This is a genomic window from Bradyrhizobium iriomotense (genome assembly GCF_018129405.1).
Taxonomy (GTDB): Bacteria; Pseudomonadota; Alphaproteobacteria; order Rhizobiales; family Xanthobacteraceae; genus Bradyrhizobium; species Bradyrhizobium iriomotense_B.
Genome location: NZ_JAFCLP010000005.1, coordinates 244,022 through 269,585, shown reverse-complemented (window position 1 = coordinate 269,585; position 25,564 = coordinate 244,022). Strand labels below are relative to the sequence as shown.

At 64.0% G+C, this 25,564-nt stretch carries 21 protein-coding genes; 10 read left to right on the top strand and 11 right to left on the bottom strand.

Going from position 1 to position 25,564, the window contains the following annotated elements; all coding sequences use genetic code 11:
- Nucleotides 1-32 precede the first annotated feature (32 nt).
- Nucleotides 33-2,822, top strand: a complete 2,790-nt coding sequence (locus tag JQ592_RS14725; RefSeq protein WP_211403552.1) for a [protein-PII] uridylyltransferase — start codon at nucleotides 33-35, stop codon at nucleotides 2,820-2,822.
- Between the two features lie 134 nt (nucleotides 2,823-2,956).
- Here JQ592_RS14725 and JQ592_RS14720 read toward each other — a convergent pair whose 3' ends face one another.
- Entirely contained in the window at nucleotides 2,957-3,487 is a 531-nt protein-coding gene (locus JQ592_RS14720; RefSeq protein ID WP_211403551.1) for a methylated-DNA--[protein]-cysteine S-methyltransferase, read from the bottom strand.
- 49 nt (nucleotides 3,488-3,536) lie between these two features.
- Between JQ592_RS14720 and JQ592_RS14715 the strand changes: the two genes are divergently transcribed.
- The 3 genes from JQ592_RS14715 (at nucleotide 3,537) to JQ592_RS14705 (ending at nucleotide 6,800) form a co-directional block, all read left to right on the top strand.
- Nucleotides 3,537-3,944, top strand: a complete 408-nt coding sequence (locus JQ592_RS14715; protein WP_211403550.1) for a DUF1304 domain-containing protein — start codon at nucleotides 3,537-3,539, stop codon at nucleotides 3,942-3,944.
- A gap of 132 nt (nucleotides 3,945-4,076) precedes the next feature.
- The gene (locus tag JQ592_RS14710; protein WP_211403549.1) at nucleotides 4,077-5,303 is read left to right on the top strand and encodes an ABC transporter substrate-binding protein; all 1,227 of its coding nucleotides are present in this window, start codon (nucleotides 4,077-4,079) and stop codon (nucleotides 5,301-5,303) included.
- 270 nt (nucleotides 5,304-5,573) lie between these two features.
- On the top strand, nucleotides 5,574-6,800 hold the full coding sequence (locus JQ592_RS14705) for an ABC transporter substrate-binding protein (RefSeq protein WP_211403548.1): 1,227 nt from the start codon (nucleotides 5,574-5,576) through the stop codon (nucleotides 6,798-6,800).
- A 183-nt stretch (nucleotides 6,801-6,983) separates the two neighbouring features.
- Here JQ592_RS14705 and JQ592_RS14700 read toward each other — a convergent pair whose 3' ends face one another.
- Nucleotides 6,984-7,409, bottom strand: coding sequence for a DUF1330 domain-containing protein (locus JQ592_RS14700; protein WP_211403547.1), 426 nt, complete (start codon nucleotides 7,407-7,409; stop codon nucleotides 6,984-6,986).
- Nucleotides 7,410-7,589: 180 nt separating this feature from the next.
- Between JQ592_RS14700 and JQ592_RS14695 the strand changes: the two genes are divergently transcribed.
- The gene (locus JQ592_RS14695) at nucleotides 7,590-9,803 is read left to right on the top strand and encodes a transglycosylase domain-containing protein (protein WP_211403546.1); all 2,214 of its coding nucleotides are present in this window, start codon (nucleotides 7,590-7,592) and stop codon (nucleotides 9,801-9,803) included.
- A gap of 403 nt (nucleotides 9,804-10,206) precedes the next feature.
- On the opposite strand, the gene JQ592_RS14690 is transcribed toward JQ592_RS14695, so the two are convergent.
- From JQ592_RS14690 to JQ592_RS14675, 4 genes are all read right to left on the bottom strand, one after another.
- The gene (locus tag JQ592_RS14690) at nucleotides 10,207-11,046 is read right to left on the bottom strand and encodes a M48 family metallopeptidase (RefSeq protein ID WP_211403545.1); all 840 of its coding nucleotides are present in this window, start codon (nucleotides 11,044-11,046) and stop codon (nucleotides 10,207-10,209) included.
- Between the two features lie 218 nt (nucleotides 11,047-11,264).
- Nucleotides 11,265-12,593, bottom strand: coding sequence for a polyhydroxyalkanoate depolymerase (locus JQ592_RS14685; protein ID WP_211403544.1), 1,329 nt, complete (start codon nucleotides 12,591-12,593; stop codon nucleotides 11,265-11,267).
- 121 nt (nucleotides 12,594-12,714) lie between these two features.
- Entirely contained in the window at nucleotides 12,715-13,533 is an 819-nt protein-coding gene (locus JQ592_RS14680; protein ID WP_211403543.1) for an ABC transporter permease, read from the bottom strand.
- A gap of 118 nt (nucleotides 13,534-13,651) precedes the next feature.
- On the bottom strand, nucleotides 13,652-14,455 hold the full coding sequence (locus JQ592_RS14675) for an ABC transporter ATP-binding protein (protein WP_211403542.1): 804 nt from the start codon (nucleotides 14,453-14,455) through the stop codon (nucleotides 13,652-13,654).
- A gap of 107 nt (nucleotides 14,456-14,562) precedes the next feature.
- Between JQ592_RS14675 and JQ592_RS14670 the strand changes: the two genes are divergently transcribed.
- A complete protein-coding gene (locus tag JQ592_RS14670; protein WP_211403628.1) occupies nucleotides 14,563-15,885 on the top strand; it encodes an ActS/PrrB/RegB family redox-sensitive histidine kinase in 1,323 nt (440 codons plus the stop codon).
- 103 nt (nucleotides 15,886-15,988) lie between these two features.
- Nucleotides 15,989-16,543, top strand: coding sequence for an ActR/PrrA/RegA family redox response regulator transcription factor (locus JQ592_RS14665; RefSeq protein WP_018644326.1), 555 nt, complete (start codon nucleotides 15,989-15,991; stop codon nucleotides 16,541-16,543).
- Between the two features lie 97 nt (nucleotides 16,544-16,640).
- Here JQ592_RS14665 and JQ592_RS14660 read toward each other — a convergent pair whose 3' ends face one another.
- Entirely contained in the window at nucleotides 16,641-17,129 is a 489-nt protein-coding gene (locus JQ592_RS14660; protein ID WP_211403627.1) for an MmcB family DNA repair protein, read from the bottom strand.
- A gap of 291 nt (nucleotides 17,130-17,420) precedes the next feature.
- On the opposite strand from JQ592_RS14660, the gene JQ592_RS14655 reads away from it, so the two are divergent.
- Complete coding sequence (locus tag JQ592_RS14655) at nucleotides 17,421-19,121, top strand: alpha-amylase family protein (protein WP_211403541.1); 1,701 nt, start codon at nucleotides 17,421-17,423, stop codon at nucleotides 19,119-19,121.
- 199 nt (nucleotides 19,122-19,320) lie between these two features.
- On the opposite strand, the gene JQ592_RS14650 is transcribed toward JQ592_RS14655, so the two are convergent.
- On the bottom strand, nucleotides 19,321-20,919 hold the full coding sequence (locus tag JQ592_RS14650; protein ID WP_211403540.1) for an alpha-amylase family glycosyl hydrolase: 1,599 nt from the start codon (nucleotides 20,917-20,919) through the stop codon (nucleotides 19,321-19,323).
- A gap of 161 nt (nucleotides 20,920-21,080) precedes the next feature.
- On the opposite strand from JQ592_RS14650, the gene JQ592_RS14645 reads away from it, so the two are divergent.
- A complete protein-coding gene (locus tag JQ592_RS14645) occupies nucleotides 21,081-21,761 on the top strand; it encodes an MBL fold metallo-hydrolase (protein ID WP_211403539.1) in 681 nt (226 codons plus the stop codon).
- A gap of 3 nt (nucleotides 21,762-21,764) precedes the next feature.
- On the opposite strand, the gene JQ592_RS14640 is transcribed toward JQ592_RS14645, so the two are convergent.
- The gene (locus JQ592_RS14640) at nucleotides 21,765-22,136 is read right to left on the bottom strand and encodes a winged helix-turn-helix transcriptional regulator (protein ID WP_211403538.1); all 372 of its coding nucleotides are present in this window, start codon (nucleotides 22,134-22,136) and stop codon (nucleotides 21,765-21,767) included.
- Between the two features lie 199 nt (nucleotides 22,137-22,335).
- On the opposite strand from JQ592_RS14640, the gene JQ592_RS14635 reads away from it, so the two are divergent.
- A complete protein-coding gene (locus JQ592_RS14635) occupies nucleotides 22,336-22,638 on the top strand; it encodes a hypothetical protein (protein ID WP_246820411.1) in 303 nt (100 codons plus the stop codon).
- 201 nt (nucleotides 22,639-22,839) lie between these two features.
- On the opposite strand, the gene JQ592_RS14630 is transcribed toward JQ592_RS14635, so the two are convergent.
- Together JQ592_RS14630 and JQ592_RS14625 are read right to left on the bottom strand one after the other, a co-directional pair.
- Complete coding sequence (locus JQ592_RS14630; RefSeq protein WP_211403536.1) at nucleotides 22,840-24,009, bottom strand: extracellular catalytic domain type 1 short-chain-length polyhydroxyalkanoate depolymerase; 1,170 nt, start codon at nucleotides 24,007-24,009, stop codon at nucleotides 22,840-22,842.
- A gap of 140 nt (nucleotides 24,010-24,149) precedes the next feature.
- Entirely contained in the window at nucleotides 24,150-25,562 is a 1,413-nt protein-coding gene (locus JQ592_RS14625) for an MFS transporter (protein WP_211403535.1), read from the bottom strand.
- Between the last annotated feature and the right edge of the window lie 2 nt (nucleotides 25,563-25,564).

The following is a 25,564-nucleotide window of genomic DNA, read 5'->3' as shown; positions in this document are numbered from 1 at the left end:
CAGCGCCTGTCACCTCTTATATCCGGTGAGACATGGACAGCGTCGCAACTGAGCAGAAGCCACAGGTGGACGATCGCTTCGACACCGCGCGGATCACCGCCGCGGTCGATGCGCTTGCCGAGAAGCACGAGGGACGCGAGGACGCGTTCCGCACCGCCATGGCGCAATTGCTCAAGGCCGAGCTGATCGCGGCGCGCGCCGCGGCGCAGGCGATCCTGCTCAAGGATCGCCACGGCCGCCGCTGCGCCGAGCGGCTGTGCCATGTCCAGGACGAGATCATCCGCATCCTCTATTCGGCCGCGACCCGTCATCTCTACCGCTCACCGATCCCGAGCGGGGCCGAGCGCATGGCCGTGGTCGCGACCGGTGGCTATGGCCGCGGCCTGATGGCGCCGGAGTCCGACATCGATCTCTTGTTCATCCTGCCCTACAAGCAGACCGCCTGGGGTGAGCAGGTCGCCGAGGCCATCCTCTATTGCCTCTGGGACATGGGGCTGAAGGTCGGTCACGCCACGCGCTCGGTCGATGAATCGATCCGGCAGGCGCGCGGCGACATGACCATCCGCACCGCGATCCTGGAGACGCGCTTCCTCACCGGCGACCAACCGCTCTATGACGAGCTGGTCGAGCGCTTCGACAAGGAAGTGGTGCAGGGCACCGCGTCCGAATTCGTCACGGCCAAGCTCGCCGAGCGCGAGGAGCGGCATCGCCGCGGCGGCCAGTCGCGCTATCTGGTCGAGCCCAACGTCAAGGACGGCAAGGGCGCGCTGCGCGACCTGCACACGCTGTTCTGGATCGCCAAATACGTCTATCGCGTCCGCGACACCGACGAACTGGTCGAGCGCGGCGTGTTCGACGCGCAGGAATATCGCAGCTTCCGCCGCTGCGCCGACTTCCTCTGGTCGGTGCGCTGCAATCTGCACTTCTACTCTGGCCGCGCCGAAGAGCGCCTGTCCTTCGATCTTCAGCGCGAGATCGCGATCCGGCTCGGCTACACCTCGCATCCCGGCATGCAGGACGTCGAGCGCTTCATGAAGCACTACTTCCTGGTCGCCAAGGAAGTCGGCAACCTCACCGCCATCCTCTGCGCCAAGCTGGAAGACCAGCAGGCCAAGCCCGCGCCGGTGTTGAGCCGGGTGATGGCGCGGCTGCGGCCGACCCAGGTGAAGCGACGCGTGCCTGACAGCGACGACTTCATCGTCGACAACAACCGCATCAACGTCGCCGCGCCCGACGTGTTCAAGCACGATCCGGTCAATCTGATCCGCATCTTCCGCCTGGCGCAGAAGAACAACCTCGCCTTCCATCCGGATGCGATGCGCGACGTGACACGGTCGCTCGGCCTGATCAACGCGCAACTGCGCGAGAATCCCGAAGCCAACCGGCTGTTCATGGAGATCCTGACCTCCGATAACGCCGAGATCGTGCTGCGGCGCATGAACGAGACCGGCGTGCTCGGCCACTTCATCCGCGCCTTCGGCAAGATCGTCTCGATGATGCAGTTCAACATGTATCATCACTACACCGTCGACGAGCATCTGATCCGCTGCATCGGCTTCCTGCAGGACATCGAGCGCGGCGGCATCGAGGAGTTTGCGATGGCCAGCGATTTGATGCGCAAAACGAGACCCGAGCACCGCGCGGTGATCTACATCGCCACGCTCCTGCACGACGTCGCCAAGGGCCGGCCGGAGGACCACTCCATCGCCGGCGCCAAGGTGGCGCGGCGGCTCTGCCCGCGGCTCGGCTTCAGCCCGGCCGACACCGAGCTGGTGGCCTGGCTGATCGAGGAGCATCTGACGATGTCCACGGTCGCGCAGTCGCGCGACCTCTCCGATCGCAAGACCATCGAGAACTTTGCCGCCGTGGTGCAGTCGGTCGAGCAGATGAAGCTGCTCACGATCCTCACCACCGCCGACATCCGCGGCGTCGGCCCCGGCGTGTGGAACGGCTGGAAGGCGCAGCTGCTGCGCTCGCTGTACTACGAGACCGAGCCGGTGCTCACAGGCGGCTTCTCGGAAGTCGACCGGGGAAAACGCCTCGCCGCCGCGCATGCCGAATTCCGCATGGCCTTCGCCGAATGGCCGAAGGACGAGCTCGATGCCTATATCGGCCGGCACTATCCGGCCTACTGGCTCAAGGTCGAGCTGCCACGGAAAATCCGCCACGCCCGCTTCGTGCGCTCCAGCGAGCAGGCCGGCCACAAGCTCGCGATCAATGTCGGATTCGACGAGGTGCGCGGCGTCACCGAGCTCACGATCTTCGCCGCCGACCATCCCTGGCTGCTGTCGATCATCGCCGGCGCCTGCGCCTCGGCCGGCGCCAACATCGTCGACGCGCAGATCTACACCACGACCGATGGCCGCGCCCTCGATACCATCTCGATCTCGCGCGAATACGACCGCGACGAGGACGAGGGAAGGCGCGCGACGCGCATCGGCGAGATGATCGAGGACGTGCTGGAAGGCAAGCTGCGCCTGCCCGAGGTGGTGGCGCGGCGCACCGTGCGCAGCAAGGCGCGGCCTTTCGTGATCGAGCCAGAAGTGACCATCAACAACCAATGGTCGGACCGCTACACCGTGATCGAGGTCTCCGGCCTCGACCGCCCCGGCCTGCTCTACGAGCTGACCACCGCGATCTCGAAGCTCAATCTCAACATCGCCTCGGCCCATGTCGCGACCTTCGGCGAACGCGCCCGCGACGTATTCTACGTCACCGACCTCCTGGGCGCGCAGATCAACGCGCCGACCCGGCAGTCCGCGATCAAGAGCGCGCTGACCCATGTGATGGCCGGCGACAAGGCGGTGCAACCGGCGGCGTGACTCTCGCCGTCATTCCGGGGCGATGCGCAGCATCGAACTATGGTGCGCAATTGCGCACCTGAGAATCTCGAGATTCCGGGTTCGCCCTTCGGGCGCCCCGGAATGACCAGTGGTGAGGTTCGCGCTCTACGCCTTCAAACCTCCACTCCCTCGTGCCGCAGCAGCCAGCGCTTGCGCTCGAGGCCGCCGCCGTATTTCACCAGCGAGCCATCCGCGCCGATCAGGCGATGGCAGGGCAGCACCACGCTGATCGGGTTGGAGCCATTGGCATGACCGACGGCACGAATGGCTCTGGGCATGTCGATCTTTGCGGCGAGCGCGCCGTAGCTCATCGTAGTGCCGGCAGGGATGTGAGCCAGCGCGCTCCAGACCTTCTGCTGGAACGGCGTGCCGGCAATGCGCCACGCGATCCCAGAGAGCTGATCGAGATCGCCTTCGAAATAGCCCGACAGCGCAGTCCGCATCCCAGTCGGCGCTGGCTGATCGCTGAGGTCCACCGCGCCGTAATGCAGGCGCAACAGCTCGCGCATGCGGTGCTCATAGTCTTCCCAGTCGAGCGCCCGCAGATTGCCCTCGGCATCGGTGACCAGCAGCGCGATGCCGATCGGCGTCGTCAGGCGATCGAGGCCGAAGCGTTCAGGCGTCTTGGTTAACCGAGCGGGCATTGCGGCACCAGGCAATCGAAACACACCCATCGCACTTGCCATGGCGGCCATGCTAACGTCCACCCGAAAGCTGACGCTTTTGGGGGAGCTCAACTTGAACCTGATCGCCAATGTCCTGGTGGCGCTGGTCGCCGCACTGCACGCATATTTCCTGATCCTGGAAATGTTCCTCTGGGACAAGCCGCAAGGCTTGAAGGTGTTTCGCAATACGCCGGAGAAGGCCGCGATCACAAAAGTGCTGGCCGCCAATCAGGGGCTCTATAACGGCTTCCTGGTCGCCGGCCTGGTCTGGGGCCTACTCCACGGCAATCCGGCCTTCGCGTTCCAGATCAAGGTGTTCTTCCTGCTCTGCGTGATCGTGGCCGGCGCCTATGGCGCGGCGACCGTCAGCACGCGGATCCTGATCGTGCAGGCGCTGCCCGCGGCGGTCGCGCTGGTCGCATTGTTTCTCGCCTGAGACGCTTCGGCGCAGCGCCGCGATCCTTGCGCGGCGGCTGCCCTTCCTCCACAATCTCAGGCAGCGATGGCGACCGTTGCAATAACGGAAAAGACCATCAGTCGAAAATTCCGTCAGGAGGAACAACCCAACATGACCAATCGCAGAGCCTTCCTAACTGCCACGGCGGCGCTCGCCTTCGCGTTCTCCGCCAGCCAAGCCCTCGCCCAGAAGAAATACGACACCGGCGCGAGCGACACCGAGATCAAGATCGGGCAGACCGTGCCGTTCTCCGGCGCCTACTCGGTCTATGCCAATATCGGCAAGACCCAGGCCGCCTATTTCAAGATGATCAACGACCAGGGCGGCATCAACGGCCGCAAGATCAATTTGATCCAGTATGACGACGCCTATTCGCCGCCGAAGACGGTGGAGCAGGTGCGCAAGCTGGTCGAAGGCGACGAGGTGCTGTTCACCTTCCAGCTGATCGGCACCGCGGCCAATGCCGCCGTGCAGAAATATCTCAACGGCAAGAAGGTGCCGCAGCTTCTGGCCTCCACCGGCGCGGCGCGCTTCAACGATCCACAAAACTATCCCTGGACCATCGCCTATAATCCGAACTACGTGTCCGAGGGACGGATCTACGCCAAATACATTCTCAAGGAGCATCCCAACGCCAAGATCGGCGTGCTCTATCAGAACGACGACATGGGCCGCGACTATCTCGCGGGCCTCAAGAGCGGCCTCGGCGCCAAGGCCGCCAGCATGATCGTCGGCGAAGTGTCCTACGAGGTCACGGACCCGACAGTGGATTCGCAGGTGGTCAAGCTGAAGTCGATGGGCGTCGACGTTTTCTTCGATGCCTCGACGCCGAAGTTTGCGGCACAGGCGATCAAGAAGCTCGCCGACCTCGGCTGGACGCCGGTGCACATCCTCGACATCAATGCGAGCCCGATCTCGGCCACGCTGAAGCCGGCCGGCCTCGACATCTCCAAGGGCATCATCTCGACCCAGTATGGCAAGGAGCCCAGCGATCCGCAGTGGAAGGACGATCCCGGCGTGAAGGCCTTCTTCGCCTTCATGGACAAGTATTTCCCGGAGGGCGACAAGCTCAACACTGTCAACACCTATGCCTATTCGGTCGCGGAGCTGCTGGTCCAGGTCCTGAAACAATGCGGCGACGACCTGACGCGTGAGAACATCATGAGGCAGGTCGCCAACATCAAGGACTTCACTCCGAGCTTCGCCCTGCCCGGCATCAAGATCAACACCGGGCCGAACGACTTCCGCGTCAACAAGCAGATGCAGATGATGAGGTTCAACGGCGAACGCTGGGAGCTGTTCGGACCGATCATCGAGGACACGGGCCCGTCGGGCTAGCGATCGCGAACGGATCGTAGGACGGGTTAGCGTAGCAGATTGCGCGAAGCGCAAGACTGCTGGGCGTAACCCACCACTGGCCATCTCCGCGGAAACAAAAGTGGTGGGTTACGCCAGCGCCTGCGCTACGCGCAGACGCCGTCTAACCCACCCTACGAATGCCGACCTTGCGTCGCAGCAACGCCTCCTCCACACTCGCCCTCAGCGATGGCGTCGGACGCGCAGTGCGCCCGCCAGATCATCGGCAATAACAAACTGAGGGAATTGCGAATGAGGAATGGAATGCTGCATCTGGCCACGGCAACGGCGCTGACCCTGGCGCTGTCGATCTCAGCGGCCAATGCCCAGAAAAAATATGATCCGGGCGCCAGCGACACCGAGATCAAGGTCGGCCAGACCGTGCCGTTCTCGGGACCGGCGTCGGCCTATGCGTCGATCGGCAAGACCCAGGCCGCCTATTTCAAGATGATCAACGATCAGGGCGGCATCAACGGCCGCAAGATCAACCTGATCCAGTATGACGACGCCTATTCGCCGCCGAAAGCGGTGGAGCAGGTGCGCAAGCTCGTCGAGAGCGACGAGGTGCTGCTGACCTTCCAGATCATCGGCACGCCCTCGAACGCGGCCGTGCAGAAATATCTCAACTCCAAGAAGGTGCCGCAGCTGTTCGCGGCCACCGGCGCCTCGAAGTTCACGGACCCCAAGAACTTCCCCTGGACCATGGGTTACAACCCGAACTATTTCGTCGAGGGCCGCATCTACGGCCAGTACATTCTGAAGGAGCATCCGAACGCCAAGATCGGCGTGCTCTATCAGAATGACGATCTCGGCAAGGACTATCTGAACGGGCTCAAGGCCGGTCTCGGCGACAAGGCCGCCAAGATGGTCGTGACCGAAGCGTCCTACGAAGTCTCCGATCCGACCATCGATTCGCAGATCCTCAAGATCAAGGATGCCGGCACTGATCTGTTCTTCAGCGCGACCACGCCGAAGCAGGCGGCACAGGCGATCAAGAAGATCGCCGAGATCGGCTGGCACCCGGTGCAGATCGTCGACATCAACGCCACCTCGGTCGGCGCCGTGATGAAGCCGGCGGGGCTCGACGCTGCCAAGGGCGTCATCAGCGTCAACTACGGCAAGGATCCGCTCGATCCGACCTGGAAGGACGACGCCGGCATGAAGAAATATTTCGACTTCATGGCGAAGTACTATCCCGACGGCGACAAGGATTCGAACTTCAACGTCTATGGCTATGGCACCGCCCAACTCCTCGCCCATGTGCTGCAGCAGTGCGGCGACAACCTGACGCGCGAGAACGTCATGAAGCAGGCCGCCTCGCTGAAGGACGTGGTCGGCGACACCGCCTTGCCCGGCATCAAGGCCAACACGTCGCCGACCGACTATCGCGTCAACAAGCAGCTTCAGATGATGAAGTTCAACGGCGAGCGCTGGGAGCTGTTCGGCCCGATCCTGGAGGATGCGGGCCCGGCGGGTTAGTTTCTCTCGCTGTCATTCCGGGACGATGCGACAGCATCGAACTATGGTGCGCAATTGCGCACCTGAGAATCTCGAGATTCCGGGTTCGGCTCTTCGAGCCGCCCCGGAATGACCGAGCAAGAGACCGTGGATGGCCGGGTCAAGCCCGGCCATGACGATGAGGCGAGATTCCCTCGACGACAATCACGTCGGTATCTCTCCAAAGTTCTTGCCCACCGGCAGCACCGCGTGCCGGATCAGCCGTGAATCCTCCACCGCGGCCTGGCGATGCTTCACCGCCTCGCGGTAAACGGGATCGCGGATCATCTCGACGAAAGCTCCAACGCTCGGATATTCGGCGATGAAGCAATGGTCCCAGCGTTCATCCTGCGGGCCGATCAGCATCAGCTCGAATTTGCCCTGCCAGACGATGCGGCCGCCGAGGCGTTCGAACACCGGGCCGCTCTCGCGGCCATAGGCCGCATAGGCCTCCGCGCCGCTGGCCTTGCGGCCGTCGGGGTAGGCCGCTTCTTTCCGCAAGCGCACCAGGTTGAGCATGTGGATCGGGCCCAGGCGATCGTTCTCCCGGAATTGCGCAAATATCTCCTTGGTCGGATCGATGTGGCCCATGCGTGCTCCCTTCGTGAGTTCCCTTTGTTTTATGCCGCCGATCCTAGCGCCGGCGCTCTGGAAGCGAAACTGCGGCGGGCGGATGCCGCACCTCCTAATCGCGCGTTAACGCCGGGGTAACCCGGCCTTAAACAGCGACCGCTAGCGTGCGGCGGGGCGGGCTGACCGGGCGTATTGCGTATGGCGTGGGGAAAGAAAAAGGGTGGGCGGAAGGAGCCGCTGTTCGGCTTGCCCGCGGCGCTCGCCGATCTGCGCCTCACGGCTGCGGACCGCATCCCCGGCGGCGAGGACAAGCCGAAGAAATCAGCGAAATCATCCGCCAAGCGCAAAGCTGAGGATGCCGTCGAGGAGCCGCCGCGCGAGCGCAAGGCACCGGCCGGCCGCAGCGGCGCCAAGCGGCGATCGAAGTCGCGCTTCGGTGCCGGCCTCGGCCGCCTGGTCTATTGGGGCGCGGTGCTGAGCCTGTGGGGCGTCATCGCGGTGATCGGTGTCGTGATCTATGTCGGCGCCCATTTGCCGCCGATCCAGTCGCTGGAAATTCCCAAGCGCCCGCCGACGATCCAGATCGTCGGCATCGACGGCAGCATGCTGGCACAGCGCGGCGAGATGGCCGGCGCCAATGTCGCGCTGAAGGACTTGCCGCCGTATCTGCCGAAGGCCTTTATCGCCATCGAGGACCGCCGCTTCTACTCGCATTTCGGCATCGACCCGATCGGTATCCTGCGCGCACTCGTGACCAACGTGCTCCATCGCGGCGTGTCGCAGGGCGGCTCGACCTTGACGCAGCAGCTCGCGAAAAACCTGTTCCTGACCCAGGAGCGCACCATGCAGCGCAAGCTGCAGGAAGCGGAGCTCGCGATCTGGCTGGAGCGCAAGCATTCCAAGAACGAGATCCTGGAGCTCTATCTCAACCGCGTCTATTTCGGCTCCGGCGCCTACGGCGTCGAGGCTGCCGCGCAGAAATATTTCGGCAAGTCGGCGAGGAACGTCACGGTTCCCGAGGCCGCGATGCTGGCCGGCCTCGTCAAGTCGCCCTCGCGCCTTGCGCCCAACCGCAACCCCGAAGGCGCCGAAGCGCGCGCGCAGATCGTGCTCACGGCGATGGCGGACGCAAAATTCATAACCGAGGCGCAGGCGCAGGCCTCGATCGGCCATCCCTCCTACAACGTGAAGCCGGCCGGCGCCGGCACGGTCAATTACGTTGCCGACTGGATCGGCGAGGTGCTGGACGATCTGGTCGGCCAGATCGACGAGAGCATCAAGGTCGAGACCACGATCGATCCGAAGCTGCAGAGCGTGGCGGAAGCCGCCATCATCGACGAGCTCGCGGCCAAGAGCGTGAAGTTCAATGTCAGCCAGGGCGCGCTGGTGGCGATGACGCCCGACGGCGCCGTGCGCGCCATGGTCGGCGGGCGGAACTATTCCGACAGCCAGTACAACCGCGCGGTCACGGCCAAGCGCCAGCCGGGCTCCTCGTTCAAGCCATTCGTGTACCTGACCGCGCTCGAGCAGGGCCTGACGCCGGATACCGTCCGCCAGGACGCGCCGATCGAGGTCAAGGGCTGGAGACCTGAGAACTACACCCACGAATATTTCGGCGCGGTGACGCTGACGCAGGCGCTGGCGATGTCGCTCAACACGGTCGCCATCCGCCTCGGCCTCGAGGTCGGGCCGAAGAACGTGGTGCGCACCGCGCACCGGCTCGGCATCTCCTCCAAGCTCGAGCCCAACGCCTCGATCGCGCTCGGCACCTCCGAGGTCACGGCGGTCGAGCTGGTCGGCGCCTATGCGCCTTTCGCCAATGGCGGCTTCGCGGTGACGCCGCATGTCGTCACGCGGATCAGGACGCTGAGCGGCAAGCTGCTCTACATGCGCCAGCCCGACGAGCGCAACCAGGTCATCGATCCCCGCTATGTCGGGATGATGAACACGATGATGCGGGAGACGCTGATATCAGGCACCGCCAAGAAGGCGGAGATCCCGGGCTGGCCGGCGGCCGGCAAGACCGGCACCAGCCAGGATTACCGCGACGCCTGGTTCATCGGCTACACCGCCAACCTCGTCACCGGCGTCTGGCTCGGCAATGACGACAACTCGCCGACCAAGAAGGCCACCGGCGGCGGCCTGCCGGTCGAAGTCTGGTCGCGCTTCATGAAGACGGCGCACGAGGGTGTGCCGGTCGCGAACTTGCCGAACTCACAAGCGACCTGGGGCCTCTCGAACCTCGCGCAGGCGGCCTCGCAAGTGTCGCCGCCGACAGCAGCACCGGGACCGGCACCGGCGAGTGCCGGCGGCTATCGCCCGCCACAGCCCACGCGCGCCAATGTGCGGCCAGAGGCGGCGGCCGGGCTCGATGGCTGGCTGATGGACCGGCTGTTTGGCGGCAATCGCTAGCTGCGAATTGCGATCCTTGTGACCTCGAAACAAAAACTGCGAAAACAACCCCATGCACAGTAGAACGCGACATCAGGCGTGACGCCGGGTGGATCGTTCGAAGGGTTTGATGTGGCGGGGCTAATCGGGCGACCGGCGCAATCGTCGCGGCGTCGGACAAGAACCGCGCGAAATGCGCTGGATGCTGCCTCGCGGCATCGATGTCGTCCCGGGAGAGCGGAGAGTTGGCAGGCCCTCGCCTACCACGGTGTCGTCCCGGCGAAGGCCGGGACCCATACCGCGTGATCCATCGATCGCGGAAGGTCGAAGTACCGAACAACTGGTCTTCGCCAAACTTCTCCCTGTGGTTATGGGTCCCGGCCTTCGCCGGGACGACACCGAGTGTGTGGTCAGAAGCGAGGCCCTAATCCTCGACCCCATACCGGTGCAGGTCATTGCCGTGCGTATCGAGCCACTTCTTGGCGCGCTCCATCGACGGGCAGACCTTGCCGCAGACGCGCCAGAAGCGGGCGGAGTGGTTCATCTCGACGAGATGGGCGACCTCGTGGGCGGCGAGATAGTCGAGCACGAAGGGTGGCGCGAGGATCAGGCGCCAGGAGAACGACAGCGAGCCCGCCGAGGTGCAGGAGCCCCAGCGGCTGGACTGGTCGCGGATCGACAGGCGCTTGACCCTGACGCCGAGCTCGGCGGCATAGGCTTCCGCCGAGCGCTGCAGGTCGCGGCGGGCCTCGCGCTTGAGGAAGTCATGCACACGACGGTCGGCATGTTCGACCCCGCCGGCAACGCAGAGAATGCGTTCACCGCTGTCGCGCGTCTCGGTCCACACCGTGCCACGGGTGCCTGCGCGATGGACGATGCGATGAGGCGTGCCGCGAAGCGGTATCACCGTGCCAGGCTGGAACGGCGCAGCCTTCGGCAGACGGCCGAGACGTGCCGCGATCCACGCGCCGTGACGCGTCGCGAAGTCTTTTGCCTCGGCCAGCGTGCCGCGCGGCGGCATGGTGAGGATGGCTTCGCGATCACTCGGATGAATTCGGAGCGTGTAGCGGCGCGCGCGTCTGTGCCGGCGCAGCCGGATCGCGAAAAACTGCGATCCGTGGGTGATGACGAGGGTCTTTGGTTCGTGGGGCCGACGATAAAGGAGTGCGCGAGTGGCCATGTCTGTCAGTCCGGGGGGCAGGAGTTCGCCCGGATTCTGCCATAACCACCGCCAGGGAAAGCGCTCGGCGCAAAAACAAATCATTTGCCCAATATACAGGGGTTCTTCAGTCCGGGAGACCCTACAGACTGGGGTTGGAACCGGCTTTTTTCGCCCCCGCTGGACGCATGCGACACCCCCAAGGGGTGAGGGCTGACTCACTCCTATAACGCTACCTAAATACCGCGAATCTGGAGGGAACTCACCCCTCCCGGAGGCTCCGGCAGGGGCGGAAATTTCGACGGGAAAGCCGAAATTCAGGATTATTCAGCCGCGAGAGCCTGCAAACTCTTTGGATTCGCGGCCGAGACCATGAAGTCATGAATCCGCGGCACGATCTCCGACTTGAAACGCGAGCCGTTGAACACGCCGTAATGTCCGACGCCCTTCTGGACATAATGAACGCGGCGATGATCGGGGATCGAGCTGCATAGACCGTGCGTCGCTTCGGTCTGACCGAGCCCGGAGATGTCGTCGTTCTCGCCTTCGACCGTCATCAACGCAACGCGCGTGACCTTGGAAGGATCCACAAGGGTTCCGCGATGGGTCATCTCGCCCTTCGGCAGCGAATGCTTCACGAACACGGTGTCGACGGTCTGCAGGTAATACTCTGCCGAGAGATCCATCACCGCAAGATATTCGTCGTAGAAGTCGCGGTGCTTGTCGACGAGGTCGCCGTCGCCCTTCACCAGATTGGCGAACAGCTGCTTGTGCGCGTCCATGTGCCGGTCGAGATTCATGCTGATGAAGCCGTTGAGCTGCAGGAACCCCGGATAGACGTCGCGCATCATGCCCGGATGCGGGAACGGCACCTTGGTGATGACGTGGTTGCGGAACCAGTCGATGCCGCGCTGCTGGGCGAGGTCGTTCACCCCGGTCGGATTACGGCGGGTATCGATCGGACCGCCCATCAGCGTCATCGAGGTCGGCACGAACGGATCGCGCCGCGCTTCCATGATCGAGACGGCGGCGACGACGGGAACGGAAGGCTGGCACACCGCCATGACATGGGTGTTGCCACCGAGGACGTGCAGCATCTCGATGATGTAGTCGATGTAGTCGTCGAGATCGAAGCGCCCTTCGCTGAGCGGCACCATGCGGGCGTCGGCCCAGTCGGTGATGTAGACCTCATGCGCCGGCAGGAAGGCCTCGACCGTGCCGCGCAGCAGCGTCGCATAGTGGCCGGACATCGGCGCCACGATCAACACGCGCGGCTGCGGGCTGCGCAGCGGACGGGTGAACTTGCGATCGAAGTAGAGCAGCCGGCAGAACGGCTTTTCCCAGACCGAACGGATCTCGACGGGGACGCGGAGGCCGTTGACCTCGGTGTCGTCGAGGCCCCACTCCGGCTTGCCGTAGCGGCGCGTGGTGCGCTCGAACAATTCGCAGGCCGCGGCGACCGACTTGCCGACCTCGGTACGGGCCCAGGGATTGAGGGGATTCTGAAACAGCAGCTTCGTCGCGTCGGTGACTGCACGGGCCGGATTGAGAGAGGCGTGGGCCATCTCGTACATCCAGTACATCGGCGTCGTCAGGACCGGACTGCCTTCTGCAGCCAGGGGCGGGGCGCCGCCAAACTCACCAATAGGCATCGCTATATTCCTCTTCGCATCGCAGCATACTGCCGAATGCGTAATATTGCGTCAATGCACGGTTCCGTACATCTACGTGGCGGGAACGGTTAAATCGGCCTGAATCCACGAGAAAGTGACGTTATTCACCGCCCGACAGCAGCGAGCCGTGCTTTTTGGCGCTGCGCAAAAGGGCAAGGAATGCCCAAAAAGATGCAACCAGAAGCACAGCATTGATGGCTAACGCATCCAGCATCAGATCGATCCTGAAGGTGTTCTCGCTCAGCAGCGCGCGCATTCCCTCGAACACATAGGTCGGCGGCAGCGCCCAGGCGACATGTTGCAGCCAGACCGGCAGCACGCTGACGGGATAGTAGATGCAGGCGAGCGGCATGATCGCGAACATCAAGGTCCAGACGATGCTCTCGGCGCCCAGACCGTGCCGCAGCACCAGCCCCGAGACGAAGATGCCGACCGACCAGCTGGTGAAGATCAGATTGCAGAAGAAGGCGATCAGCGGCAGGCCGAGCGCATAAACGTTGAAGTGAAACAGGAACAGCGCCAGCAGCGTCATCGGGACGATACCGATGGCGAGCCGGATCAGGCTCATGACCGTCAGCGACAGCAGAAACTCGATGGGCCTGAGCGGGCTCATCATGAGATTGCCGAGGTTGCGCGCCCACATCTCCTCCAGGAACGAGATGGAGAAGCCGAGTTGTCCGCGGAACAGGATGTCCCAGAGGATGACGGCGCCGATCAGCGTGCCGCCGGCCCGCGCGAAAAAGCTGGCGTTTTCCGCGATGTAATACTGGATGAAGCCCCAAGTGATGACCTGCAGCGCCGGCCAGTACAAGAGCTCGAGCAGCCGCGGCCAGGACGACAGCAGCAGGTACCAGTAGCGCAGGATCATCGCGCCGATGCGGTGCGCGGAGATGCCGCGGTGGAGGGAGAGCTCGGTCATGGCGGTGCCTCGTAGCCCGGATGGAGCGAAGCGTAATCCGGGAATCGCGCCGCAAGCGACAGGGGTCCCGGATTGCGCTGCGCTCCATCCGGGCTACGGCCGAAACATCCGGGCTCCCTCATCTTGCCGCCTCCTTGGCGCCGTTCACCCGGCCGCGGGCGACGTCCAGAAACACCTCCTCCAGCGTGGCGCGGTTGTAGCGGGCCATGATCGCCTCGGGCGTGTCGTCGTCCTCGATGCGGCCACGCTTCATGATGATGACGCGGTCGCAGAGCCGCTCGACCTCGAGCATGTTGTGCGAGGCCAGGAGGATGGTGGCGTCGTTGTCGCGGCGGTAGCGCTCCAGATGGCCGCGCACCCAATCGGCAGTGTCAGGGTCGAGCGAGGCGGTCGGCTCGTCCAGCAAGAGCAGCTCGGGCTGGTTGATCAGCGCTTTCGCCAGCGCAACGCGGGTCTTCTGGCCGGCCGAGAGCTTGCCGTTGGCGCGGTCGATGAAATCGGTGAGGTCGAGATCGTCAGCGAGTTCGGCGATGCGGTCGGACAGGTCCTTGACCGCATAGAGCTTGCCGAAGATGGTGAGGTTCTGCCGCACCGTGAGCCGCATCGGCATGTCGACATAGGGGCTCTCGAAATTCATCCGCCCCAGCACCGCAGCGCTCTCCTCGGGCATGCGATGCCCGAGCACCTGCACGCGGCCGGAGGTCGGCAGCACCAGGCCCATGATCATCGCGATGGTCGTGGTCTTGCCGGCGCCGTTGCCGCCCAAGAGGCCGGTGATGCTGCCGCGCGGCAGCGAAAAGGAGATATCGTCGACGGCGCGGGTCTGCTTGTAGACCTTGACGAGGTGATCGACCGCGATCGCCACGGAGGCGCCGCGATCCGCGACAGTCGGCCGACTTGAAGCCTTGTCATTCTCGGTCATGCTGGGTCGTTCTTCTGCTATTGCAGCTGATAGCGCAAGGCTTGTAATCGGGGTGGTTCCGCGAGCCCAGCGTTTGTGATCCAGAAGGCACCGCCACATTGGCCGATATGACCGAAATTGCCGCTTCCGACTTCCGCCACGCGCAGCGGCATATCCGCCTCGACACCATCCTGCGGCTGCGCTGGCTCGCGGTGCTGGGCCAGCTCGCGGCGATCTTCATTGTGGCGCAGGGGCTGGAGTTCAACGTCGAGATCGTTCCCTGCGTCAGCATCATCGCGCTGTCGGCCGCGCTCAATCTGGGCCTGCAGACCGTTGCCAATCCGATGCAGCGGCTGGAGCCGATGCAGGCCGCCGGCCTGCTGGCGCTGAACATCGTGGAGCTGGCGGGGCTGTTGTTCTTCACCGGCGGACTGCAGAACCCGTTCTCGTTCCTGTTTCTCGCGCCGGTGCTGATCTCGGCGACGGCGCTGCCGGCCCGCTTCACTTTCGGCCTCGGCCTGCTCGCTGTCGCCTGCGCTTCGGTGCTGTTCTTCTTCCACCTGCCGCTGCCCTGGGATTCCGACGATCCGCTGGTGCTGCCGCCGATCTATCTCGTCGGCGTCTGGCTCTCGATCGTGCTCGCCATCGGCGTCACCAGCCTCTACTCGTTCCAGGTGACCGAGGAGGCGCGCAAGCTGGCGGACGCGCTGGCTGCCACCGAACTGGTGCTGACGCGCGAGCAGCATCTGACCCAGCTCGACGGCCTCGCCGCCGCGGCCGCGCACGAGCTCGGCACGCCGCTCGCGACCATTTTTTTGATCTCGCGCGAATTGGAAAAGACGGTGAAGGATCCGAGCTTTGCCGCGGACCTGAAGACGCTGCGCGAGCAGACCCAGCGCTGCCGCGACATCCTCAGCAAGATCACCCAGCTCTCCTCCACCGGCGCGCCGTTCGACCGCATGAAGCTGTCGGAGCTGATCGAGGAAGTCGTGGCCCCGCACCGCGATTTCGGCGTCGACATCAAGGTGCGGATCGCGGTGGCCGCGGTCGCCGAGCCGGTCGGCTCGCGCAACCCGGCGATCCTGTACGGATTCGGCAACATCGTCGAGAATGCCGTCGATTTCGCCCACACCACCGTCGAGGTGAACGCCTGGTGGAACAAGGACACGATCGAGCTGTTGATCTCCGACGACGGCCCGGGCATTCCGCCTGATATCCTCAACCGGATCGGCGAGCCGTATCTGTCGCGACGGCGCACCCAGGACGACGGCAGCGGCGAACAGCGAGGCCTCGGCCTCGGCGTGTTCATCGCACGTACCTTGCTCGAACGGACCGGCGCCAAGGTCTCGTTTACCAACCGGATCTTCCCGGAACACGGCGCGGTGGTCCACATCACATGGCCCAGGCAGCGTTTTGAGGCTATCGAGACGCTCGAAGAAACAATAGGATAGACCGCGACCTTGCGTCGCACAAAAGGGCCGATCGACCATTGGTGGTCTTGGCACCGCGCGGTTGCGAGGCCATATGTCAACGCGCTGGAGAGAGGACATCACCTTGAACGCCATCGCCGAACTGAATGAACAGGCCGACCGCTCGCTTCTCATCGTGGAGGACGACAAGCCGTTTCTGGAGCGCTTGTCGCGCGCGATGGAGACCCGCGGCTTTTCGGTGACGTCGTGCGACACCGTCTCGGACGGTCTCGCGCAAATCGGCAAGGCGGCTCCCGCATTCGCGGTTGTCGACTTGCGGCTCGGTGACGGCAACGGCCTCGACGTGGTCTCGGCGCTGAAGAAGAAGCGCCCGGACGCACGCGCGATCGTGCTGACCGGCTATGGCAACATCGCCACCGCCGTGACCGCGGTGAAGATGGGCGCGATCGATTATCTCTCGAAGCCCGCGGATGCCGACGACGTCGTCGCCGCGCTGCTGTCGACCAGCGCGGAGAAATCCGAGCTGCCGACCAACCCGATGTCCGCCGACCGCGTGCGCTGGGAGCACATCCAGCGCATCTACGAGATGTGCAATCGCAACGTCTCGGAAACGGCGCGGCGGCTCAACATGCACCGGCGGACCTTGCAGCGCATTTTGGCGAAGCGCGCGCCGAGGTAACGGTGTCGTAGGGTGGGTAGAGCGAAGCGAAACCCACCTTCTTCGCGCCTCGCACCGAAATTGATGGGTTTCGCTTCGCTCTACCCATCCTACGGACTCATTCCCAAAAATCCGCGTGTCCCTGCGGATCGACCAGGCGGTTGATCCGCAGGCCCGCCGCCATCGCGAAACGCACCGTCATCTGCTTGCGCGTGGCGGCAGCGAGCTTGTGCTCGGGCGCCTCGCAATGCATGTGCGCGCCGTAGGCGTCCGCGATGATCAGGCCGGTGTCTTCAGGAAAGATCTCGCAGGGCAGATCCTGCGTGAAGGCGAAGAACAGCCGGTCACAATGGGCGCGGTATTCGTGCCATTTCTGATCGGCGCGCAAATCCTCGACCGACGATTTGATCTCGACGATCCAGATCTCGCCACGCTCGTTCAGCGCCACGAGATCAGCGCGCCGGCCCGAGGGCAGCGGCAATTCGCTGATGCAGGAAAAGCCGAGCGAACGGAGCAGCCGCGCGGTCCCACGCGCGATGGCGAGCGCCGTCTCGGACTGGCGGCGATCCGGTGGCGGCACGAGGGTGATGCGGGCGGTGTTGTCCATGGTGAGAGGATAGCCGATTCCTCCATCGTCGTCCTGGCGAAAGCCAGGACCCATTACCCCAAGAGGCCGTTGGCGCGCGAGCTGATAGCCACCGGCCTTCGTCAAATTGCGCACTGTGGTAATGGATCCTGGATCTGCGCTTCGCTTGTCCAGGACGACGGCGGAGGATGACGCGGTCGCCACATTCTCCAGCGTCGTCCCGGCCCCGGGACGACACGCGGGGAACCTCCCCTTCCCCACGCGCTTATCACGCAGCCGCCGCACCTCGGCGGAACCACCGGCCGCGCGCGCATGATCGACGATCTCTGGTACAAGAACGGCGTGATCTACTGCCTCTCCGTCGGCTCCTATATGGACGCCGACGGCGACGGTGTCGGCGACTTCAAGGGCCTCTTGCGCCGGCTCGATTATCTGCACGGGCTCGGCATCACCACGATCTGGCTGATGCCGTTCCAGACCTCGCCCGGCCGCGACGACGGCTACGACATCGCCGATTATTACAGCGTCGATTCCAGCTACGGCACGCTCGGCGATTTCGTCGAGTTCGCCCATGGCTGCAAGCAGCGCGGCATCCGAATCATCATCGACCTCGTCGTCAACCACACCTCGGACCAGCACCACTGGTTCAAGGAAGCGCGGCGCGACAAGAGCTCGCCCTATCGCGACTGGTATGTGTGGTCCGACAAGAAGCCGGCCGGCGCCAACAAGGGCATGGTGTTTCCCGGCGTGCAGAAGTCGACCTGGACCCGCGACAAGGAAGCCGGCGCGTATTACTTCCATCGCTTCTACGATTTCCAGCCCGACCTCAACACCTCGAACCCGCATGTGCAGGCCGAGATCCTCAAGATCATGGGCTTCTGGATCCAGCTCGGCGTCTCCGGCTTCCGCATGGACGCCGTTCCCTTCATCATCGCCACCAAAGGCGCGAAGGTTAAGAAGCCGGTCGAGCAGTACGACATGCTGCGCGCCTTCCGCGAATTCCTGCAATGGCGACAGGGCGACGCCATCATCCTCGCCGAGGCCAATGTGCTGCCGAAGACGGACATGGAATATTTCGGACGCGACGGCGACCGCATGCACATGATGTTCAACTTCCACGTCAACCAGCATCTGTTCTACGCGCTGGCGTCCGCGGATTCCCGTCCGCTCGCCAAGGCGCTGAAAGCAACAAAGCCGCGGCCGGCGACGGCGCAATGGGGCCTGTTCCTGCGCAATCACGATGAGCTCGATCTCGGACGATTGACCAAGGCGCAGCGCGATACGGTGTTCAAATGCTTCGGCCCCGACGAGGACATGCAGCTCTACGACCGCGGCATCCGCCGGCGCCTTGCGCCGATGCTGGGCGGCGACCGCCGACGGCTCGAGCTTGCCTACAGCCTGATGTGCACGCTGCCGGGAACGCCTGTCATCCGCTACGGCGACGAGATCGCGATGGGCGATGATCTCTCGCAGCCCGAGCGCGATTGTGCGCGCACGCCGATGCAATGGTCGACCGAGCCGCATGGCGGCTTCACCAAGAGCGACAAGCCGGCCTGCCCCGTCATCGACGGGGGACCTTACGGCTTTCCGCACGTCAATGTCGCAAAACAGCGGCGCGATCCCAACTCCATGCTGAACTGGACCGAGCGCATCGTCCGCATGCGGAAAGAAGTGCCGGAGGTCGGCTGGGGCGATTTCACGATCATTCCTGTGCGCGACCCCGCCGTGTTCATCATGCGCTACGACTGGCGCAACAATTCGGTGCTGTTCGTGCACAATCTCGACGAGAAGCCGCGCGAGATCGCGTTCTCGGCCGGGCTATCAGGCGAGGCCGGCGCGCATCTGATCAACCTGCTCGCGGAAGACCACAGCCACGCCGACAAGCGCGGCCAGCACCGCGTCGTGCTGGAGCCGTATGGCTATCGCTGGTACCGCGTCGGCGGGCTGGATTATCTGCTGAAGCGGAGCGACATCGACGACACGACGGTGCGGGGGAAGAAGCATCCGGGGTGATGTGGCCGCCGCTGTGGCCTCACGTTCCGCTGTCGTCCCGGACAAGCGAAGCGCAGATCCGGGACCCATAACCCCAGGGAATAGTTTGGGGCACAAAGGTCACTCCGAGTCTTCGCCAAACTACTCCCTGTGGTTATGGGTCCTCAGATGCGCAATTGCGCATCATAGCTCGCGACTGCGTCGCGCCCCGGGACGACGGCTAGGTTGGCGACCGCACGATCACGCCCTCATTCCCCCGCAGATCCAGCACGCCCTCCAGCTTCTCCCCCTCGCGATCCAGAAACGTCGACAGCAAGATCTCGCTGCCGAAGCGGATCGCGCTGGTGGTCACAGCAATCGGGTCAGGGCCGAGATTGAGCACCACGATTATCGACTTGCCGCCGGCCACGCGGCGATAGATCAGCAAGTCGCCTTGCGCCGCGATCGGATGATAGTCGCCGGCGATCAGCGGCGGGCAATCCCTCCGCAACGCGATCAGGCGCTTGTAGAGGCTGAGGATCGAGCACGGATCGGCTTCGAGATTGGCGACGTTTTCGCGGATATGATCCTCGGGCAGCGGTAGCCATGGCCTCACCTCCGAGAAGCCGGCGAAGTTGGACGAATCCCACTGCATCGGCGTGCGGCAGCCGTCGCGGCCGACGCCGATGCCGGGCACGTTCTTCTCGAAGGGATCGCGCACATCCTCCGGCGCGATCGCGAGCTGATGCATGCCGATCTCGTCGCCGTAATAAAGCGTCGGCGTGCCGCGCAAGGTCAGCAGCAGCATGGCGGCGACGCGAGCCTGCTCGGGACCGACGCGGCTCGCCACGCGCGGGCGATCGTGATTGCCGAGCACCCAGTTCGGCCAGGCGCCGCGTGGCAGCGCCTTCTCGTAATCCTCGATGATCGTCTCGATCGAGCGCGCGCTCCAGAAGGTCGAGAGCAGCGCGAAGTTGAACGGCATCTGCGCGCCGGTCAGGTCGTTGCCGTAATAGGCCATCAGGCGATGCAGCGGCAGATAGATCTCGCCGATCAGCACGCGGGCAGAATAGGCATCGGTGACGCGCCGCATCTCGGCGATCACGTCATGCACCTCGTCCTGGTCGGTGGAATATTGCGTGAGGATCCTCTCGTGCGGCGGCCGGCCGTCGACGTAATGCGGGTTCGGCGGATTGTCGCGGAATTCGGCGTCCTTGATCAGGTGCCAGATCACGTCGACGCGAAAGCCGTCGACGCCCTTTTCCAGCCAGAACCGCATCACGTCGTAGATCGCGGCGCGGACATCGGGATTGCGCCAGTTGAGGTCCGGCTGCTGGGTGAGGAAGGCGTGGTAGTAGTACTGACCCGTGGTCTCGTCGAAAGCCCAGGCGCTGCCACCGAACTCGGAGACCCAATTGTTCGGCGCGCTGCCATCCGGCTTCGGATCGCGCCAGATGTACCAGTCGCGCTTGGGATTGTCGCGCGAGGCGCGGCTCTCGACGAACCAGGGATGCTGGCTTGATGTGTGGTTGGGCACGAGATCGAGGATCAGCTTCAGGCCGTTGTCATGGGCGGCCGCGAGCAGCGCGTCGAAATCCGCCATCGTGCCGAACAGCGGCTCGATGCCGGTATAGTCGGCGATGTCGTAGCCGAAATCGGCCATCGGCGAGGGGAAGATCGGCGACAGCCAGATCGCATCGACGCCGAGCGATTTGACATAAGGCAGCCGCTTCAGGATGCCGGCGAGGTCACCGACGCCGTCACCGTCGCTGTCCTGAAAGGAGCGCGGATAGATCTGATAGAAGATGCCGTCGCGCCACCAGTTCTCGCCCTGAGCCATGTCGCAATACCATCCAAAGACCACCTCTCGCGCAGGAGAACGCGGAAGCAACGCCCCGGTTCAGATTGGCGAGCCAATTGGGACGGCCGTGTGACCTGTTCCCCGGGCTCGCGCACGAATCTTTTGCTTGGCGGCATGGCAAAAATCGGCATTGTGGCGCCATGACCGAGCACAATGACACCCAAGAATCCTCGCAAGCCAAGGCCGGCGCGATCATCGTTCCCGTGACGCTGTTCGAGCAGAACTGCACCATCATCTGGGACGAGCCCGGCAAGAAGGCCGTGGTGATCGATCCCGGCGGCGACGTGCCGAAGATCCTGGATGCGATCAAGCAGACCGGCGTCACCGTGGAGAAGATCTGGCTGACCCACGGCCATATCGACCATGTCGGCGGTGCCGCGGATTTGCGCGATGCGCTGAAAGTGCCGATCGAGGGCCCGCATCAGGCCGACAAGTTCCTGCTCGACAACGTGGTCGAGAGCGGCGCGCGCTTCGGCATGACCGGCGTGCGCAATTTTGCGCCGGACCGCTGGCTCGACGAAGGCGACAGCGTATCGATCGGCGGACTATCGTTCGACATTTTACATTGTCCCGGCCACTCGCCGGGCAGCGTGGTGTTCTTCAATAAGGACCTGCGTTTTGCCCATGTCGGCGACGTCTTGTTCGCGGGCTCAGTGGGTCGCACGGACCTCCCCGGCGGCAGTCACGCGACGCTGATCAACTCGATTCTGACGAAGTTGTTGCCGCTCGGCGACGACGTCGGCTTCATCTGCGGCCACGGCGCCGGCTCGAGCATCGGCCAGGAGCGGATGACCAACCCGTTCATCACGGGCGAGATGTGAGTTTTATTCGGCAGCCACGGTGAGCACGGACTCGCCGAGGTTACGCTCGCCCCATTCGCGGATCGCCGCGACGACGGGCACAAAGCTCTTGCCCTTGCGTGTCAGGCGATACTCCACCTTCGGCGGCACCTCGCCAAAGTCCTTGCGGTCGATCAGGCCGCTCATCGTCAGCGCCTTCAATTCGCGGCTGAGTACACGCGGGGTGATCTCGGCGCTTCCTTCAGTGCCGCGCAGCAGACCGCTCCTGATCTCGCCGTAGCGGCGCGGGCCGTCCTTGAGATCCCAGACGATGCGCAGCTTGTACTTGCCGCTGATCATCTTTTGAAACGCCGCGACCGGACAGGTGCGCGGCGGGATCGCTCTTGCCTTCGCCATGTCGTCTCCTCCATGCGTTAGCCAGGCATTCTTTTTTACGCGTTTTCTTTACGCGAACCGGTATCCACTTCGCTCGAAAACGCTATGCGACAAGAATAGGAGCGACGGCGAAAAAGTCCATACTATCAATTTTGTCCGTACTTGCAGGATCGTATCCAGCGCGCAGATGATGACGCACATGACGAACAGGGAGCGTCACATGAAGCACTTCATGATCAGATACCAGTTCAGGAACGGCACGACGGAAGAGTGGCACCGGGAGATCGGCCGCTTCATCAAGGCGATCGACGGCGACCCGGAACTGAAGGGGCGGATCGGCTATCGCGTCCTGAAGGCCCGCGACGACGGCAGCTACTTCCACCTCGCCAGCGCCAGCGACGATGCCGCGCAGAAAACGCTGCAATCGCGCGACTTCTTCAGGGCCTATCAGGAGATGACGCGGAAGGTCGCCGGCGGCGAGGTGACGGTGACGCCGATCGAGGTGATCGATCAGACGGCGTAGTCGCGCTTCCGCCGTCGTCCCGGACAAGCGTCAGCGCAGATCCGGGACCCATAGCCACAGGGAGACGTGGTTACGGGGACTCGGAGTTGCGCTTTCGCGCCTCACTCGATCCTGGGAGTATGGGTCCCGGATCGGCGCGCGCTTGAGGCGCGCTTGTCCGGGACGACGGCGGAGTTTGTGTCGCTTACGGGACGACGGGGGCTACTTCATCAATCCCGCAGCCGTCAGGGCGCGCGTGATGATCTGGCCGAGATCGAAGCCGTGAGACTTTTCACGCTTCGGCTCGGGCGGCTGTTCGGCGACCGCAGAGCGGATCGAACGGGCGAGATGCGGGGCGGGCGTCAGCGCCGGCTTTGCGGGCTTTGCCTCCGCCTTCTTCTTCGCCTCGGCGATCCAGGCGGTCAGGCCGAAGAACTTTGCGATGTGGTAGGACGAGGAAATGCCGGCCTCGATCAGGAACGCGCCTTCCATGCCGTAGCGCTGGTCGTTGTCGGCAAGGCCAAGCGGCGTGCCGTGCGCCATGTCGGTGATGGCGTAGGACTCGACCAACGTCTCGCCATCCTTGTTCCACCAGGCCTGGCGCGTATAGCCGTCGACATTGGTCTCGGCCATCGGCACGTCAGGCAGATCGTGCAAATCGAGCCACTGCTTGACGATCTCGTTGGCGTTGCCGGGATTGACAGTGCGGTCGGCGCTGCCGTGCCACACCGACATCTTCGGCCAGGGACCACGATGATCGGAGGCGTTGCGCACGAGATCGCCGAGCTCGCGGGCGGGACGCGCCGGCGAATGAAACATGCCGTCCAGCGCCTCGCGCAAATTCGAGGCGATGCCGTAGGGCAGGCCGGCGATCACAGCGCCGGCGGCGAAGACTTCCGGATAGGTCGCGAGCATCACCGACGTCATGCCGCCGCCGGCGGAGAGGCCGGTGATGAAGATGCGCCGGGGATCGATCCGATGCGTCTCGACCATATGCGCGATCATCTCGCGGATCGAGCGCGCCTCGCCGCTGTCCCGCGCGGTGTCTTCCGGATTGAACCAGTTGAAGCAGGTGTTGCCGTTGTTGACGCGCTGCTGCTCGGGCATCAGCAGCGCGAAGCCGTAATGCCGCGCGAGCGTCGACCAGCCGGCGCCGAGATCGTAACCCGCCGCGGTCTGTCCGCAGCCATGAAGCACGACGACCAGCGCGCGCGGCTTCTGCAGCTGCGCCGGCACGAACGCGAACATGCGCAAGGCTCCGGGATTGTCGCCGAAGCCCGTGACCTCTTGCAGCGGGCTGGATGAATCAGGGCTCCGGCCGAACTCGGCAAAGCGCAGACCGTCCAGCTTTGGCAGACGTCTCAACAAATCGACATTTCTGGCTAACGACACGGCACTTTCCTGGTGGCGGCTTTCAACGTTCAGCCCAACCAGATAGTTGCTGCATTGCAAAATAAAAAGACCGTGCGCTGTCGATCTCGCGAAAATCACTGGAAATTCAGCAGGAATCCGCACGTATTAACCGCAATGCCTCAACTTGATGCAGATGCGCGGCGCATCCACGTCAGAAATGCGGTGCAGACCATGATTAACGTCACAAACAGCGCGAGCGAGACGAAAAATCCTGCGCGCGCTGATTGCAATGATTCGATCGCGAAGAACACCGCGCCGATTGCGGCCACTCCGGCCGCATTTCCGATCTGCGCTGTCGTGCCGTACATGCCGGAGGCCGAGCCTGCGGCGACAGGTTTTACCGTCGAGAGCACCGCGCCGGACAGCGGCGCCATCACCAGCCCCTGACCGTAACCGAAGATGCTCATGGTGAGCGCGAGTGCGAGCGGCGGTGGCGTGTCAACATAGAGCACAAGAAGCGCGAGCGCCGCGAGGCCCGCGACCTGCAACGCGCAGCCTTCGATCAGCACCTTGGTGCCGCGATGCCGCGCCCTCGCGCCGCTATGACGCGAGGCCACGACGAAAGCGATGGCGAGCGGAATGCAAACCATGCCGGCCGCGAGCGGCGGAATCTTCAGGCCGCGCTGCATGAACAGCGTCATCACAAGATAGAAGGAGAGATTGGCGAGGAAGAAAAAGAACGCAGCGCCGAGCCCGCGCAGAAAAGCCGCGTCCGCCAGCAACGTCAGATCGATCAGCGGCATGCCGCCGGCTCGCGCGACCGCATGTTCGAGCTTCAGGAACGCCGCGAGGATCACGCCGCCGAACGCCATCACCGGCCACAGCCATGGCGCCCAGCCGACATCGTGGCCGAGCAGCAGCGGCCCGATCAGGCACAGCAATCCCGCGAACAGAACCATGCTGCCCTTGATGTCGAGCCTGGTCCCGAGCCGCCGCGGCACCGACGGCATGATGCGCCAGGCGGCCGCAGCGATCGCGAGGCCACTGGGAACGTTGACGAAGAACACCGAACGCCAGCCGGTGCCGGCGAGATCGAGCGTAACGAGGAGGCCGCCGAGCAAAAAACCCGCGGCACCCGCAAGCCCGAGCACGATGCCGTAGACGGCGAAGGCGCGGTTGCGCGTCTCGTCGGTGAACAGAAGATGCAGCGTCGCCAGCACCTGCGGCACCATCAGCGCCGCGGTCGCGCCCTGCGCCAGCCGCGCGATGATCAGCTCGACGCCGGATTGCGCGAGGCCGCACCACAGCGAGGTCGCCGTGAAGCCCAGCACGCCGGCCAGGAAGATAGTCTTGGTGCCGTGGATGTCGCCAAGCCTTCCGCCGGTGACGACCAGCGTGGCATAGGCGATCAGATAGATCGCAATGACGGATTCGATCTGCGCCGGCGATGCCTTCAGATCCACCGCGATGGTGGGAATTGCGACGTTCACGATGAAGGCGTCGACGCCGAACATGAACTGGGCGGCGACGACGATGGCGAGCACCCACCAGCGGCGGGTCGAATCGATCGGCTTTGTGACGGTTTGATGCATTT

Coding starts and splice junctions, on each gene's coding strand:
- JQ592_RS14675 (WP_211403542.1), bottom strand. CDS start 14,455: ATGACCGAGAATGACAAGGCTTCAAGTCGGCCGACTGTCGCGGATCGC.
- JQ592_RS14685 (WP_211403544.1), bottom strand. CDS start 12,593: ATGCCTATTGGTGAGTTTGGCGGCGCCCCGCCCCTGGCTGCAGAAGGC.
- JQ592_RS14710 (WP_211403549.1), top strand. CDS start 4,077: ATGACCAATCGCAGAGCCTTCCTAACTGCCACGGCGGCGCTCGCCTTC.
- JQ592_RS14670 (WP_211403628.1), top strand. CDS start 14,563: ATGACCGAAATTGCCGCTTCCGACTTCCGCCACGCGCAGCGGCATATC.
- JQ592_RS14720 (WP_211403551.1), bottom strand. CDS start 3,487: ATGCCCGCTCGGTTAACCAAGACGCCTGAACGCTTCGGCCTCGATCGC.
- JQ592_RS14650 (WP_211403540.1), bottom strand. CDS start 20,919: ATGGCTCAGGGCGAGAACTGGTGGCGCGACGGCATCTTCTATCAGATC.
- JQ592_RS14660 (WP_211403627.1), bottom strand. CDS start 17,129: ATGGACAACACCGCCCGCATCACCCTCGTGCCGCCACCGGATCGCCGC.
- JQ592_RS14705 (WP_211403548.1), top strand. CDS start 5,574: ATGAGGAATGGAATGCTGCATCTGGCCACGGCAACGGCGCTGACCCTG.
- JQ592_RS14725 (WP_211403552.1), top strand. CDS start 33: ATGGACAGCGTCGCAACTGAGCAGAAGCCACAGGTGGACGATCGCTTC.
- JQ592_RS14690 (WP_211403545.1), bottom strand. CDS start 11,046: ATGATTTGTTTTTGCGCCGAGCGCTTTCCCTGGCGGTGGTTATGGCAG.
- JQ592_RS14645 (WP_211403539.1), top strand. CDS start 21,081: ATGACCGAGCACAATGACACCCAAGAATCCTCGCAAGCCAAGGCCGGC.
- JQ592_RS14625 (WP_211403535.1), bottom strand. CDS start 25,562: ATGCATCAAACCGTCACAAAGCCGATCGATTCGACCCGCCGCTGGTGG.
- JQ592_RS14695 (WP_211403546.1), top strand. CDS start 7,590: ATGGCGTGGGGAAAGAAAAAGGGTGGGCGGAAGGAGCCGCTGTTCGGC.
- JQ592_RS14680 (WP_211403543.1), bottom strand. CDS start 13,533: ATGACCGAGCTCTCCCTCCACCGCGGCATCTCCGCGCACCGCATCGGC.
- JQ592_RS14715 (WP_211403550.1), top strand. CDS start 3,537: ATGCTAACGTCCACCCGAAAGCTGACGCTTTTGGGGGAGCTCAACTTG.
- JQ592_RS14655 (WP_211403541.1), top strand. CDS start 17,421: ATGATCGACGATCTCTGGTACAAGAACGGCGTGATCTACTGCCTCTCC.
- JQ592_RS14635 (WP_246820411.1), top strand. CDS start 22,336: ATGAAGCACTTCATGATCAGATACCAGTTCAGGAACGGCACGACGGAA.
- JQ592_RS14640 (WP_211403538.1), bottom strand. CDS start 22,136: ATGGCGAAGGCAAGAGCGATCCCGCCGCGCACCTGTCCGGTCGCGGCG.
- JQ592_RS14700 (WP_211403547.1), bottom strand. CDS start 7,409: ATGGGCCACATCGATCCGACCAAGGAGATATTTGCGCAATTCCGGGAG.